Source organism: Mitsuaria sp. BK041 (genome assembly GCF_014193085.1).
Lineage (GTDB): Bacteria > Pseudomonadota > Gammaproteobacteria > Burkholderiales > Burkholderiaceae_C > Roseateles.
In genome coordinates this window covers 48,046-60,761 of record NZ_JACHYT010000002.1, presented here as the reverse complement: position 1 = coordinate 60,761, position 12,716 = coordinate 48,046, and the positions used below count along the sequence as shown (strand labels likewise).

Genomic DNA, 12,716 nt, shown 5'->3' with positions numbered 1-12,716 from the left:
CCGGCTTTCGCCATGGAGACAATGCGCCGACTTCATCCACAAGCCACCATGACCGCCACGCCCGATCCCTACACCCTGCGTCCCGCCCGGCCCGCCGACGTCCCCGCCATCGTCGGCCTGATCGGCGAGCTCGCCGACTTCGAGAGCCTGTCCCACCTGATGGAGGTCACGCCGGAGAAGCTGCATCCGCATCTCTTCGGCGAGCGGCCCGTCGCCGAGGCCCTGGTCGCCGAGCACGAGAGCGGCGCCATCGTCGCCTTCGCGCTGACCTTCGTGAACTTCTCGACCTTCCTGGCCAAGCCCGGCCTCTACCTCGAGGACCTCTACGTCCAGCCCGCCCATCGCGGCGCGCGACTCGGCACGCGCATGCTGACCCGCCTGGCGCAGGTCGCGATCGAGCGCGGCTACGGTCGCTTCGAATGGTGCGTGCTCGATTGGAACGAGAACGCCATCCGCTTCTACGAGAAGATGGGCGCGACGATCATGCCGGACTGGCGCCTGTGCCGCCTCACCGGTGACGCGCTCGCGCGCTTCAAGGGCTGAGGCTTCGCCCGCTCACGGCCACCAGCCGTCGAGCTGCTCCGGCGGCCGGGCGATCAGCGCGCGATCGCCGTCCACGACGATGGGACGCTGCAGCAGCCGCGGGTGGTCCGCCACCGCCTGCAGCAACTGGTCGTCGCTGAGCGCGGGCTCGGACAGGCCGAGCTCGCGGTACGCGTCCTCGCCCTCGCGCACCATCGCGCGCGCCGGCACGCCCAGTTGGCGCTGCAGCGTCCGCAACTCGCCCAGCGACAAGGGCGTGGCCAGGTAGTCGACGATCTCGGGGCGAAGGCCGCGTGATTCGAGCCGGGCCAGCGCCTCGCGCGACTTCGAGCAGCGGGGGTTGTGCAGGATCTTCACGGTCATCCGGCGGAGTGTAGGCGGCGCCTTCACGCGATCACGCCTTCACGCGATCGCGCCTTCGCCTTCATGCGCGCATCGAGGATCGATCCGCGTTTTCTCCGTGCACCGTGCGAGGGCGCGCCCGCCCGGGCCGGCACCGTCCTGGCGCTACGGGCTTTCCATGACGTCCCGTGCCGGCTCGCTCGCTAGCATCCACGCTCTTGTTCCAGTCCCGGAGAGTCGCGATGTCCGACGCCTACGCGCTGATCCACGGCGCGTTCCGCTGGCAGGTGCCTGAGCGCCTGTCCATCGCCGAACTCTGCTGCGGCCGCTGGGCCCGCGAGACGCCCGACGCGCCGGCCATCCTCTTCGACAGCGACAGCGGTTGTCGCGCGCAGTACTCCTTCGGCCAGCTGCAACGCGCGGCGAATCGGCTGTCCAACGCGCTGCGGCGTCTCGGCGTGCAGGCCGGCGACCGCGTGGCGCTGGTGCTGCCGCAGCGTTTCGAGACGGCGGTCGCGCACATCGCGATCAACCAGCTCGGCGCGGTGGCGATGCCGCTGTCCATGCTCTTCGGCCCCGATGCGCTGGCCTACCGGCTGCAGGACAGCGAGGCCAGCGTCGCGATCGTCGAAAGCGGGGCGCTCGCCGCGGTGCGCGCGGTGCGTGCGCAATGCCCGGCGCTGCGCCACGTCCTGCTGGTCGGCGAGTCCGAGCCGCAGGACGGTGAAGCCGGCTGGATGGCCGCGCTGCAGGCCGAGGACGCGCGCTTCGCCGCGCGGGACAACGCGGCCGAGGATCCCGCGATCCTGATCTACACCAGCGGCACGACCGGCGCGCCCAAGGGCGCCTTGCTGCCGCAGCGCGCGCTGCTGGGCAACCTGACCGGCTTCATCGCGAGCCAGAACTGGTTCGGCTTCGATCCCCATGACCCGCGGGTCCGCAGCGAGGCCGTGTTCTGGAGCCCCGCCGACTGGGCCTGGACCGGTGGGCTGATGGACGCGCTGCTGCCGTCGCTGTGCTTCGGCCGGCCCATCCTCGGTTACCAGGGCCGCTTCTCGCCGGAGAAGGCCTTCGAGCTGATGCAGCACTACCGCGTCAGCCACACCTTCCTGTTTCCGACGGCGCTGAAGGCCATGATGAAGGCGGTGCCCCATCCCGCCGAGCACTACGCGCTGCGCCTGGAGGCCGTGATGAGCGCCGGCGAGGCCGTCGGCGACGCGGTCTTCGACTGGGTCCGGCGCGAACTGGGCGTGACGGTCAACGAGATGTTCGGCCAGACCGAGATCAACTACGTCGTGGGCAACTGCGCGCGGCTGTGGCCGGCCAAGCCCGGCAGCATGGGCCGCGCGTATCCCGGTCACCGCGTCGCGGTCATCGACGACGACGGCCAGGTCTGCCCACCCGGGCAGATCGGCGAAGTGGCGGTGCATCGCCGGGACGGGCATGGCGACCTCGATCCGATCTTCTTCCTCGGCTACTGGCGCAACGAGGCCGCGACGGCGGCGAAGTTCACCGGCGATCCGCTGGACAGCTGGTGCCGCACCGGCGACCTCGCGCGCACTGACGAGGACGGCTACCTCTGGTACCAGGGCCGCGCCGACGACCAGTTCAAGGTCGCGGGCTACCGCATCGGCCCCGGCGAGATCGAGAACTGCCTGGTGCGCCACGAGGCGGTGGCCAACGCCGCGGTCGTGCCCAAGCCCGATGCCGAGCGCGGCGCGCTGGTGAAGGCCTTCGTCGTGCTGGCGCCGGGGCGGCAGCCGTCGGCCGCGTTGACCGGCGAGTTGCAGGACTTCGTCCGTCAGCGGCTCGCGCCCTACGAATACCCCAAGGAGATCGAGTTCCTCGACAGCCTGCCGATGACCACCACCGGCAAGGTGCAGCGCCGCGTGCTGCGGCAGCTCGAGGCGGATCGCGCCGCCGATCGCGCCGCCGGTCGGGCGGCCTGAGCGGCGCCCCTCGTCGAGGGCTCAGTCGCCGCCGCTTCGCCGTGGCAGGTGGGACGCGCGGCGCGTCTTCGCTCAACTCGCGCGCGGATTGCGCAGCTTGACGTACAGCTTGGTGTTGGTGCCCGGCGGCGTCTGCAGCAGCGCGGCGTCGGGCCATTGCTCCTGCCCGGTCAGCACGGTGCAGGCGCGCGAGGGCTTGCCCTTGGGCGTCTCCGGTTCGCGCTGCTGAGCGTCCGCCGGCAAGGGCAGGCGCCAGCGTTGCGCGCCCTCGGACCAGTCCAGCTGCCATTGCGGCGCGTCGCTGCAGGCGATCACGCCGTCGATCTGCGGGAACATCCAGCGCACGTACCAGGGCAGCAGCTCGGTGCGCAGCCGCTGGCCGACGGTGACGATGCGCCGCACCGTGGCCATGTCCAGCATCTCCGGCGGCGTGGCCAGGTCGATGCTCAGGCGCACGCCGAGCTCGCCCTTGGGCACGTTGGTGCCGAAGTCCATGTCCTTGGCCTGGCGCTCGCTGAAGGTCGGCAGGTCGAAGCGGCCCTTGTCGTCGATGGGGATGGGGATGTAGTCGTCGTCGCTCATCAGCGCGAGCTTGGTGCCGGCGGGCGGCGGCTTGCTGGCGTCCTTCGCGTCCGTCAGCACGAAGCGGCTGACGAAGAGCCCTTCGCCTTCGGTGCGCAGCTTCGACAGCAGTTCGTTCAGACGCTTGTAGGGGAAGGAGGCGCCGCGCTTGACGTCGCTCTGCACGGTCGGCAGCGCGACCGCCGCCGAGGCCGGGGCGGCCGCCGGCCGCGCGTCGTCCGCGCTGGCGGGGGCGGTGGGCGCGGTGGCCCCGGCGGGCGCCGCCATGGCCGCCGGGCCGCAGCCCGCGGCGAACACGCCGGTCACGAGGAGCGCGGCCGCGAGTCGCGCGCGCTGGAACTGCTGGGGTTTCACGGTTCTCTCTCCCTGGTCGCTGTGAGCGGTGCGCGCTGAACGGCGCGCGGTCAAGTTGCGTTGACGACGGTTGTCCCTCATCGGGGTGGCAGTCGCGCGGTGTCCGGACGGCGCGGGCTCAGCGCCGGCACTTGCCGCGCGCCTCGGCGAGCAGCCAGAAGGGCGCGCTGAGCAGCCCCATGCCGCCGCCGGCGTATTCGCCCTTGAGGCAATCGCCGCTGGCGCCCTTCATCATTTCGTTGCCCAGCTTGGTCGAGGCATCGATCCGGTCGGGCGCGCGGCTGGCCTCGTCGGCCCGCTCGGCGAGCAGCGGCTGGCCCTGCGCGGACTGTCGGATCGCGCGTCGCGTCGCCGTGCCGTCCATCAGCTCGCGACCACTGGGGCCGGAGGCGCCGGATGCGGGCGTCGGCGCGGCGATGACCACGGTGGCGCGCGGCGCTTCGTCGACGCGCTCGAGTCCAGGCGCGGGCGATGCCGCGCGCGGGCTCGCCGCGGGCGACTGCGGCGCCTTCGCCGTGTCGCCGGTCGGTGCGTGAGCCGCTGCGGCGCGACGGACCGCGGGGTTGCCTTCGGCGCGCTGCGTCGTCGCCTTCGCCGGCGGCCGCGGGACCAGCGGCGGCAACTGGATCGTCACCATCCGGATCGACGAGCGCCGCTGCGTGCTGTGCGCCTCGCCCCGGTGCCAGGCGTGTTGCAGCCAGGCGACCAGCGCGACGTGAAGCAGGAGGACCGCCGCCAGCGCGATCGCGCGGAACCGGCGCGAGGTGTTCGGTGTCGCGGCGCGCATCGCCCGATGCGCCGCGGCATCGGTCGCGCCATGTGCGGCCGCGGGCCTAAGCACTGCCATCACCGTCTCCATCCGGCTCCTCGCCGGGTTCCCAGGCGAGCAGGTCGCCCGGCTGGCATTGCAGCACCGCGCAGATCCGCGACAAGGTGTCGAAGCGCACGCCGCGCACCTTGCCGGACTTCAGCAGCGACAGGTTGGCCTCGGTGATGCCGATGGCCTCGGCCAGCTCCTTCGAGCGCATCTTGCGCTGCGCGAGCATGACGTCGAGTCGGACGACGATGGGCATGGGGCGCTCAGATGAACTCGGCGTTCTCTTGCGCCATGCGCTGCGCCTCGCGCATCACCTGGCCCATCGCGACGAAGACCAGCCCGCACAGCAGCACGACGAAATGGGAGCTGCCCAGCTGGAACGACAGGTAGCGCTGGCCCGGCGGATTGCCCAGCGTCAGCGCGAGCACCGTGGCCGTGTCGGTGAGCGGCATCGCCACCGCGATCGCCACCACCGACTGCCCCATGCGGCGCAGCAGCCGCGTCGCGGCGTCGGTGAAGACCTCGCCGCGCAGGTAGCCGCCGAACAGGCGCCACAGGCACCACAGGGCATACAGCGTCAGCAGGGCCAGCGGCAGGTTCACCGCCAGCGCCGCGCCGCGCGAGATCACGTCGAACTGCAGCGCGTGCGACAGGTCCCACTCCTTACGCGCGGTGCGCTCGATCATGGCCGGGTGGGTCCAGAACACCGCATGGAAGCCGACCACCGTCGCCATCGCGATCAGCGCCATCGCGCGCACGCAGTGGGCGATCCAGCGAATGCGCTGCAGGCCGGCGGGGATGGGGGAAGGGCGCATGGCTAGGCGGTGGCGTTACCGTGATGTGGCAAGAAATTACTGTAAAACAATAATTTCCAGTCGGCAACCGGGAGGGAGAGCCCATTGCGGCCATGTGGCGCACGGGGCAGACGGAAGCGGTGCACATGCGGGCGAGCAGGGAACCGGTGCGCCGCCCGCGTCGGGCACACTGGCCGTTTGCCGCGGCGACGGAGCCGCGCGGCACCTTACGGAGCACGGACAAGATGGAGCGCATCACCCTCGGACAGTCGGACCTGTCGGTCACCCGCATCGGCCTGGGCACGATGACCTTCGGCGAACAGGTCGACGAGGCCGGCAGCCACGCGCTGCTGGACCGCGCGGTGGCCGCGGGCATCAACCTGCTGGACCTGGCCGAGATGTACCCGGTGCCGGCGCGCGCCGAGACCTTCGGCAGGACGGAGGAGATCGTCGGCCGCTGGCTGCAGGCGCGGCCGGGACTGCGCGAGCGCCTGGTCATCGCGACCAAGGTCGCCGGGCCCTCGCGCGGTTATGACTGGATCCGCGACGGCAGCCAGGACCTGACCGGCGCGCAGATCGTCCAGGCCTGCGAGGACAGCCTGCGGCGGCTGCGCATCGACACCATCGACCTGTTCCAGATCCACTGGCCCGCGCGGCACGTGCCGATGTTCGGCGGCGTCTACTTCGAGCCGTCCAAGGACAAGCCGGTGGCGTCGATGTTGGAGCAGTTGCAGGCGCTGGACCAGCTGCGACGCGCGGGCAAGATCCGCCACGTCGGCCTGTCCAACGAGACCGCGTACGGGGTCGGTGAATTCGTGCATCTGGCGCAGGTCCACGGCCTGCCGCGCATCGTCAGCGTGCAGAACCCCTACAGCCTGGTGAACCGCGTCGTCGAGAACGGCCTGGACGAGGCGCTCTACCGCCACCAGGTCGGCCTGCTGGCGTATTCGCCGCTGGGCTTCGGCACGCTCACCGGCAAGTACGACGCGCATGGGCTGGGCGATCCCGCCAGGCCGGGCCGGCTGGCGATCTTCGACAGCATGAAGAAGCAGCGCTGGGCGCGGCCCGAGACGCTCGAAGCCGCGCGCCGCTACAACGCGCTCGCGGCGGAACTGGGCATGACGCCGGCGACGCTGGCGATGGCCTGGGTCACTTCGCGCTGGCAGACCGGCAGCGCGCTGATCGGCGTCACGAACGCGGTGCAGCTCGACGAGAACCTCGCGGCGCTCGGCCGCACGCTCGACGCCGAGGTCAACGCGCGCATCGACCGCATCCGCTGGGAGATCCGCGACCCGGCGCAGTGAGCAGGCGGCGCGCCACGTCCACGCCGGCGCAGCAAGCTCGTACAAGCGGGCCTTCGCCGCCAGCGCCGACAATCCGCGCCCATGAGCAAGAAATCCGTCCACGTCAGCGAGACGCTCGCGACACAGATGCTGCGGCAGCACGGGGTCGCGTTTGGCGAGCATGTCTACGACTACGTCGATCACGGCGGCACCGGCGAGTCCTCCAAGCAGCTCGGCGTGCCCGAGCACGAGGTGGTCAAGACGCTGGTGATGCAGGACGAGAAGGCGCAGCCGCTGATCGTGCTGATGCATGGCGACTGCACCGTCAGCCTCAAGGAACTCGCGCGGCAGATCCCCTGCAAGAAGGTCGAGCCCTGCAAGCCGGACGTCGCCCAGCGCCACAGCGGCTACCTGGTCGGCGGCACCTCGCCGTTCGGCACCCGCAAGGCGATGCCGGTGTTCGTCGAAGCCAGCGTGCTCGCGTTGCCGCGCATCCTGATCAACGGCGGGCGGCGCGGTTATCTGGTCAGCATCGAACCCCGGGTTTTGACGGAGCTGCTGGCGGCCCGCCCGGTCGAGTGCGCGCTGAAGTCCGCGGCAGAATAGCGCCCCATGCAAAGTGTCCTGTTCCCCTTGTTGGCCGTCGTGGCTGGGTACCTGATCGGTTCGCTGTCCTTCGCGGTGATCGTCAGCCGGCTGATGGGCCTGTCCGATCCGCGCAGCTACGGCAGCGGCAATCCGGGCGCGACCAACGTGCTGCGCTCGGGCAACAAGGCCGCGGCCATCCTCACGCTGGTCTTCGACGCGCTCAAGGGCTACGTGCCGGTGCTGCTGGTGCTGAAGTTCGGCGCGCCGTATGGCCTGGAGGAGGGCGCCGCCGCGCTGGTCGGCCTGGCCGCCTTCATCGGCCACCTGTGGCCGGTCTTCTTCAAGTTCGTCGGCGGCAAGGGCGTCGCCACCGCGGCGGGCGTGCTGCTCGCCCTCAACCCCTGGCTGGGCCTGGCGGTGCTGGGCGTGTGGATCGCGATGGCGGTGGTGTTCCGCTATTCGTCGCTGGCGTCGCTGAGCGCCGCGGTGGCCGCGCCGCTGCTGCAGATGCTGGTCTGGGACGTCGGTCCCGAGCTGCCGGCCATCGCGCTGATGAGCCTGCTGCTGGTCTGGCGCCATGCGGCCAACATCAAGAAGCTGATGGCGGGCACCGAGAGCAAGCTCGGCCAGAAGGCCGCGCCCGCGGCGGCCGCGCCGGCCGTGAAGTCCCATCGCCACGAGCAGTCGCGCGAGAAGCGCGATCACAAGTCTTCCCACAAACCCAAGCAGCACAGCAAATGAGCAGCATCGAACGCTTCGACGTCGGCCCGCGTCTCTCCGAGATGGCCATCCACAACGGCGTGGTCTACCTGGCCGGCCAGGTGCCGTCGGACGCCAGCGCCGACATCCAGGGCCAGACCGAGCAGGTCCTGGCGATGATCGACCAGCTGCTGGCCCGTGCCGGCAGCGACAAAACCAAGATCCTGCGCGCGCAGCTGTACATCGCCGACGTCAAGGACCTGGCCGGCATGAACGCCGCCTGGGACGCCTGGGTGCCGGCCGGCCACACGCCGCCGCGCGCCACGGTCGAGGCCAAGCTGGCCAAGCCCGAGTGGAAGATCGAAATCGTGATCACCGCCGCGGTCTGACCCTCGACGGTGCGAGACGCACCCCCCAATGCAAAACGCCGGCTTCGCGCCGGCGTTTTGCTTGGCGCGCTGGAAGCGCCGGTGGGCGTTTGTCGCTTGTCGTTGATCGGCGGCGCCGTCGTCAGTCCTCGGCCTCCGCCTCCTCGAGTTCCAGGCCCAGGCAGGCCGGATCGCCGCAGCCGCGGCGCACCAGCACCGGCGGTTCCGCGGTGAGGTCGACGACGGTGGTCGGCTTCATCGGGCAGGCGCCCGCGTCGATGATCAGCTGGATCTGCTTGTCGTAGCGCGCGGTGATCTGCTCGGGATCGTTGAGCGGCTCGTGCTCGCCAGGCGGGATCAGCGTGGTCGCCAGCAGCGGCCCGCCCACCAGCGCGAGCAGCTCCTGCGTGACGCGGTGGTCCGGCACGCGCAGGCCTATGGTGCGGCGCGAGGGATGCGACAGCCGCCGCGGCACTTCCTTCGTCGCCTCCAGGATGAAGGTGAAGGGGCCCGGCGTGGCCGTCTTGATCATCCGGTACTGCTTGTTGTCGACGCGTGCGTAGCTGCCCAGCTCGCTGAGGTCGCGGCACAGCAGCGTCATGTGGTGCTTGTCGTCGACGCCGCGGATGCGGCGCAGCGCCTCGGCGGCGGCCTTGTCGTCGAGCTGGCACACCAGCGCGTAGCTCGAGTCCGTCGGGATCGCGCCGATGCCGCCCTGGCTCAGGATCTGCGCCGCCTGGCGCAGGAAGCGGGCCTGCGGGTTGTCGGGATGGACTTCAAAGATCTGGGCCATGGTCCTCGCCTGGGGCAATCGGTGTGCGGGCCGGGCCGGTATCAGGCCGGCCAGTGGATGCGGTACTCGAGCGCATTCCACACCGGCTTGAGTTTGCCCGAGAGGTGCTGCTCGAGCCGGCCCAGGTCGACGCGGCTTTCCTCCGGACTGTGGAAGTCGGAGCCGCGCGAGGCGAGCAGGTCGAATTCGAGCGCGGTGTCGGCGTACTGGACCATCTCCGCCGCCGTGTGGCTGCCGGTGACGACCTCGATGCCGCGACCGCCATGGGCCATGAACTCGGTGATCAGCGCATATTCCTCGGTCGGCGTGAAGCCGTAGCGCCCCGGATGCGCGATGACCGCGATGCCGCCGGCGTCGACGATCCAGCCCACCGCGTCGCGCAGCGCCGCCCAGCGGTGCGGCACGTAGCCGGGCTTGCCCTCGGTCAGGAAGCGGCGGAAGACCTCCGGCACGTCGCCGCACTGGCCGGTCTCGACCAGGAAGCGCGCGAAGTGCGTGCGCGAGATCAGCTCCGGATTGCCGGCGTGCCGGAGCGCGCCCTCGTAGGCGCCATGGATGCCGACCTTCGCCAGCCCCTCCGACATCTCCCGCGCCCGCGCGCCGCGACCGCCGCGCGTGGCGCGCAGGCCCTCGACGATGCGGGGATCGTGGTGGTCGAAGCCCAGGCCGACGATGTGCACCACCTTGCCGGCGAAGGTCACCGAGATCTCCACGCCGGTCAGGTAGGCCAGCCCCAGCGCGCGCGCGGCCTCCAGCGCCTGCTGCTGGCCGCCGACCTCGTCATGGTCGGTCAGCGCCCAGAGCTCGACCCCGTTGGCCTTGGCGCGCGCGGCCAGCGCCTGCGGCGACAGGGTGCCGTCGGAGACGGTCGAGTGGCAGTGCAGGTCCGCGTTGGTCTGCGGGTGCAGCGCGATCCGGGCCGGCACGTGCGCGGGCGCGAAACCTGGCGCGGGCGTCGGATCGGCGGGAAGGGCGGTGGTCGCGAGGGGCGGGGTGTTCACCCGGCCGATTCTAGGAGCGGCGCCATGTCCGGGATGGCAGCACTGGAACGGCGGCGGTCGACGAAGTAGCGGCTCGGGCCGGTGCCGCACTTGGCGACGTGCTTGGGTTCGGTCAGCGCGGCGGACAGCGCGCGGACGCTGTCGAAGGCGCCGGGCTGCACCTGGATCACGCCGGCGCTGAGCGTGGGCAGCGGGTTGAAGGACTCCTGGTTCTGCCGGTTCAGCGTGACGTAGCCGCCCAGCGCCTGGTGCTCGGCCGAGAAGAAGGGACGGATCTGGCGGTCGAACTCGCGGCAGACGCGGGTGATGCGCGCGGTCCAGTCCGGCGAGCCCAGCACCATCACGAAGTCGTCCCCGCCGATGTGGCCGACGAAGTCCAGCACCGGATCGGCGGCGGTCTGCAGGATCTGGGCGCAGAGCTTGATGATGTCGTCGCCGGCCGCGTAGCCGTAGACGTCGTTGAAAGGCTTGAAGTGGTCGATGTCCCAGGCGACGACGACGAACTCCCGGCCCTCGTGCAGCAGCGCGTCCAGGTGCTGGTCGGTGGGCACGTTGCCGGGCAGCAGCGTCAGCGGGTTGGCGTAGCGCGCGCTGTGGACCTGCAGGTCGGAGACGGCCTTGAGCAGGTCGGTGCTGCGGCCGGTGCCGAAATACTCGCCGCCGCGGGTGACGATGAAGCCGTCCACCATCAGGCGGTCGTCCAGGCTGGAGATCGCGTCGCTCATCTCGCGCAGCGAGGTGCCGGCGTCGAAGATCAGCGGCTGCGCATCCATCAGCGCGGTGCAGGAGCGCTTCTCGTGGATGTCCATGAAGTAGCGCTCGGCGCTGCGCTTGAGCACCTGCAGCGAGCGCAGGATGCCGATGGGCCGGTTGGCCTCGTCCAGCACCGGCATCGAGAACAGCTGCTCGTCGCGCTGGAACATGTCGGCGACGGCCTGGCAGTTGAGCTTGGGCGTGACGGTGTGGCTGCGCCGGGCCAGTTGCGCGGCGGTGGTGATGGCGTCGGGCGGCAGCCGCATCCAGTCGGCGTTGCGGCGCCGGTGCTCGGGGGCCAGCAGCGCGTCGACCTCGGCGCGCAGCGCGGCCCGCGGCGCGGCGCTCGGGCGTGCGAGCAGGTAGCCCTGGCAGACCGGCACGCCCAGGCGGCGCAGCACGGTCAGGTCGCTGAGCTGCTCCAGGCCTTCGGCCACGACGGTGCAGCCGGAGCTGGCCGCCATCTCCAGGATCGAGCGGACGAACTGCTGCTTGAGCGGCTCCTGCGCGATGCCGTCGATGAAGTGGCGGTCGATCTTGACGAAGTCGGGACGGATGTCCATCCAGCGCTTCAGGCTGGCGAAGCCCTCGCCCAGGTCGTCCAGCGCGACGACGAATCCCAGCTCGCGCAGGCTGCGCATGCTGTCCTGCAGCCGTTCGGGCTCGAGGATGGGGCGGGTCTCGGTCAGCTCGATGACCACGCGCGACGCCGGCAGGTCGAGCTGCGCGAACTCGCGGGCGATCAGCGCGCCGCGGTCGCTGGTGGCCAGCAGCGTGTCGGCGGTCAGGTTGAGGAAGAGCTGGCCGGGCAGCTTGAGTTCCTTGAAGCGGCGCAGCGCGCGGCGCACCACCAGCCGTTCCAGCTCCACCAGACGGCCGAGCCGGGCCGCGGCCTCGAACAGCACCAGCGGCGAATGCAGCGGCGTGTCCGCCGGCCCGCGCGTCAGGGCCTCGTAGCCGAGGATCTGGGCCCGCTCCACTTCGACGAGCGGCTGGAAATGGATGTCCAGCGCGCCGTCACGGATCAAGGCGGACAGGGCGATGCTCAACGGGTCGGGCGGCTGCAGGTGGGTGGTGGGCATGGGGAGGACCGCGGCGAGCGGGGCGTCGCGCGGTGTCCCCATTCTGGGCGGCCTCTATGTCATCGCTTTGACAAACAGTTACAGCATGACCTGCGCGTGAAATCCGCCGCGATCGCGGCCTGTCCAGCGCTCGATTCCTGATCGCTCAAGGCCGTTGCTTGCTGAAGTCGCGCTCGGGGAAGAGCCGCGTCGTCAGCTCGCCCAGGCTCTCGTGGACGACGTCGACGTTGGTCTCGTCGATCACCAGCTTGGCGACCTGGGGGCTGAGCGCCTTGCGCAGCAGGCCGAGGAAGCGCGGCGCGGCGACGATGCGCAGCTGCGTCACCTCGCCGTTGTTGAAGCCGTCGTCCAGCGTCCGCGCCACGCGGGTGGCGAAGCCGATGGCTTCCTGGTGCAGCTCGTCCACGCCGGCCGAGGAGGTCACGGTGTTGCCGCGCCGGCCCTCGGCGTCGCGGCGCAGGTCGGCCTTGTCCGCGTGCGCAGCGGCATCGGTGAGCGTGGTGACGTCTTCCAGGTCGCCGCCTTCCTCCGGCAGCTTGAGCAGGCGGGCCACGCCCTCGTCGGCCACCAGCACCCACAGCTTGCCGTCGTCCTTGTATGCAGGCATTTCGATTCCTTCTACAGAGTTCGCGTTGAACGGAAGGCGGCAAACGCCGTACCTTGGACCGCCCCGTCCGGTGGAGGCGCCACCCGGCGCGGTGGCACATGATTTGCCCTTTCGAAGCAGGCCGGGGCCGCTTCACCGCGCCCCGCCGGCGCCTTCACGCG

Annotated in this window: 15 protein-coding genes; 6 read left to right on the top strand and 9 right to left on the bottom strand. The window is 70.8% G+C overall.

The window, feature by feature from the left end:
- The first annotated feature begins 48 nt into the window (after positions 1-48).
- Positions 49-543, top strand: coding sequence for a GNAT family N-acetyltransferase (locus tag FHT38_RS16155; protein ID WP_091725532.1), 495 nt, complete (start codon positions 49-51; stop codon positions 541-543).
- Positions 544-555: 12 nt separating this feature from the next.
- Here FHT38_RS16155 and arsC read toward each other — a convergent pair whose 3' ends face one another.
- A complete protein-coding gene (gene arsC / locus FHT38_RS16150) occupies positions 556-906 on the bottom strand; it encodes an arsenate reductase (glutaredoxin) (protein ID WP_183492552.1) in 351 nt (116 codons plus the stop codon).
- Between the two features lie 221 nt (positions 907-1,127).
- Here arsC and FHT38_RS16145 point away from each other — a divergent pair, with 221 nt between their 5' ends.
- Positions 1,128-2,834 (top strand): acyl-CoA synthetase, encoded by a 1,707-nt coding sequence (locus FHT38_RS16145; RefSeq protein ID WP_091725522.1) that lies wholly within the window; start codon positions 1,128-1,130, stop codon positions 2,832-2,834.
- Positions 2,835-2,906: 72 nt separating this feature from the next.
- Here the strand turns inward: FHT38_RS16145 and FHT38_RS16140 are convergent, their stop codons facing one another.
- The 4 genes from FHT38_RS16140 to FHT38_RS16125 all read right to left on the bottom strand — a co-directional run bounded on the left by FHT38_RS16140 (position 2,907) and on the right by FHT38_RS16125 (position 5,402).
- Positions 2,907-3,770: a hypothetical protein gene (locus FHT38_RS16140; RefSeq protein WP_183481694.1), complete on the bottom strand. Its 864-nt coding sequence runs from the start codon at positions 3,768-3,770 to the stop codon at positions 2,907-2,909.
- 118 nt (positions 3,771-3,888) lie between these two features.
- Positions 3,889-4,617 carry a hypothetical protein gene (locus tag FHT38_RS16135; protein ID WP_183492551.1) on the bottom strand — a complete coding sequence of 243 codons (729 nt, stop codon included), beginning with the start codon at positions 4,615-4,617 and terminating at the stop codon, positions 3,889-3,891.
- A complete protein-coding gene (locus FHT38_RS16130) occupies positions 4,604-4,843 on the bottom strand; it encodes a helix-turn-helix transcriptional regulator (RefSeq protein WP_091725510.1) in 240 nt (79 codons plus the stop codon). The genes FHT38_RS16135 and FHT38_RS16130 overlap by 14 nt, the downstream gene beginning before the upstream one ends.
- 7 nt (positions 4,844-4,850) lie before the next feature.
- Positions 4,851-5,402 carry a DUF2975 domain-containing protein gene (locus FHT38_RS16125; protein ID WP_091725507.1) on the bottom strand — a complete coding sequence of 184 codons (552 nt, stop codon included), beginning with the start codon at positions 5,400-5,402 and terminating at the stop codon, positions 4,851-4,853.
- Between the two features lie 224 nt (positions 5,403-5,626).
- Between FHT38_RS16125 and FHT38_RS16120 the strand changes: the two genes are divergently transcribed.
- The 4 genes from FHT38_RS16120 to FHT38_RS16105 all read left to right on the top strand — a co-directional run bounded on the left by FHT38_RS16120 (position 5,627) and on the right by FHT38_RS16105 (position 8,340).
- Positions 5,627-6,685, top strand: a complete 1,059-nt coding sequence (locus FHT38_RS16120) for an aldo/keto reductase (RefSeq protein WP_183492550.1) — start codon at positions 5,627-5,629, stop codon at positions 6,683-6,685.
- Between the two features lie 81 nt (positions 6,686-6,766).
- Positions 6,767-7,270 carry an aminoacyl-tRNA deacylase gene (locus tag FHT38_RS16115; RefSeq protein WP_183492549.1) on the top strand — a complete coding sequence of 168 codons (504 nt, stop codon included), beginning with the start codon at positions 6,767-6,769 and terminating at the stop codon, positions 7,268-7,270.
- Positions 7,271-7,276: 6 nt separating this feature from the next.
- Positions 7,277-7,993 (top strand): glycerol-3-phosphate 1-O-acyltransferase PlsY, encoded by a 717-nt coding sequence (gene plsY / locus FHT38_RS16110; protein WP_183492548.1) that lies wholly within the window; start codon positions 7,277-7,279, stop codon positions 7,991-7,993.
- Positions 7,990-8,340 carry a RidA family protein gene (locus FHT38_RS16105; RefSeq protein ID WP_091725488.1) on the top strand — a complete coding sequence of 117 codons (351 nt, stop codon included), beginning with the start codon at positions 7,990-7,992 and terminating at the stop codon, positions 8,338-8,340. The genes plsY and FHT38_RS16105 overlap by 4 nt, the downstream gene beginning before the upstream one ends.
- A gap of 121 nt (positions 8,341-8,461) precedes the next feature.
- Here FHT38_RS16105 and FHT38_RS16100 read toward each other — a convergent pair whose 3' ends face one another.
- The 4 genes from FHT38_RS16100 to FHT38_RS16085 all read right to left on the bottom strand — a co-directional run bounded on the left by FHT38_RS16100 (position 8,462) and on the right by FHT38_RS16085 (position 12,555).
- On the bottom strand, positions 8,462-9,112 hold the full coding sequence (locus tag FHT38_RS16100) for an L-threonylcarbamoyladenylate synthase (protein ID WP_091725483.1): 651 nt from the start codon (positions 9,110-9,112) through the stop codon (positions 8,462-8,464).
- 41 nt (positions 9,113-9,153) lie between these two features.
- Complete coding sequence (locus FHT38_RS16095; protein WP_091731333.1) at positions 9,154-10,020, bottom strand: 3',5'-nucleoside bisphosphate phosphatase; 867 nt, start codon at positions 10,018-10,020, stop codon at positions 9,154-9,156.
- 89 nt (positions 10,021-10,109) lie between these two features.
- Positions 10,110-11,948, bottom strand: coding sequence for a bifunctional diguanylate cyclase/phosphodiesterase (locus tag FHT38_RS16090; protein ID WP_183481676.1), 1,839 nt, complete (start codon positions 11,946-11,948; stop codon positions 10,110-10,112).
- Between the two features lie 145 nt (positions 11,949-12,093).
- Positions 12,094-12,555, bottom strand: a complete 462-nt coding sequence (locus FHT38_RS16085; RefSeq protein WP_183492547.1) for a host attachment protein — start codon at positions 12,553-12,555, stop codon at positions 12,094-12,096.
- Positions 12,556-12,716: the final 161 nt, after the last annotated feature.

Coding starts and splice junctions, on each gene's coding strand:
- FHT38_RS16115 (WP_183492549.1), top strand. CDS start 6,767: ATGAGCAAGAAATCCGTCCACGTCAGCGAGACGCTCGCGACACAGATG.
- FHT38_RS16120 (WP_183492550.1), top strand. CDS start 5,627: ATGGAGCGCATCACCCTCGGACAGTCGGACCTGTCGGTCACCCGCATC.
- FHT38_RS16145 (WP_091725522.1), top strand. CDS start 1,128: ATGTCCGACGCCTACGCGCTGATCCACGGCGCGTTCCGCTGGCAGGTG.
- FHT38_RS16105 (WP_091725488.1), top strand. CDS start 7,990: ATGAGCAGCATCGAACGCTTCGACGTCGGCCCGCGTCTCTCCGAGATG.
- FHT38_RS16125 (WP_091725507.1), bottom strand. CDS start 5,402: ATGCGCCCTTCCCCCATCCCCGCCGGCCTGCAGCGCATTCGCTGGATC.
- FHT38_RS16135 (WP_183492551.1), bottom strand. CDS start 4,617: ATGGCAGTGCTTAGGCCCGCGGCCGCACATGGCGCGACCGATGCCGCG.
- arsC (WP_183492552.1), bottom strand. CDS start 906: ATGACCGTGAAGATCCTGCACAACCCCCGCTGCTCGAAGTCGCGCGAG.
- FHT38_RS16130 (WP_091725510.1), bottom strand. CDS start 4,843: ATGCCCATCGTCGTCCGACTCGACGTCATGCTCGCGCAGCGCAAGATG.
- FHT38_RS16085 (WP_183492547.1), bottom strand. CDS start 12,555: ATGCCTGCATACAAGGACGACGGCAAGCTGTGGGTGCTGGTGGCCGAC.
- FHT38_RS16090 (WP_183481676.1), bottom strand. CDS start 11,948: ATGCCCACCACCCACCTGCAGCCGCCCGACCCGTTGAGCATCGCCCTG.
- FHT38_RS16155 (WP_091725532.1), top strand. CDS start 49: ATGACCGCCACGCCCGATCCCTACACCCTGCGTCCCGCCCGGCCCGCC.
- plsY (WP_183492548.1), top strand. CDS start 7,277: ATGCAAAGTGTCCTGTTCCCCTTGTTGGCCGTCGTGGCTGGGTACCTG.
- FHT38_RS16100 (WP_091725483.1), bottom strand. CDS start 9,112: ATGGCCCAGATCTTTGAAGTCCATCCCGACAACCCGCAGGCCCGCTTC.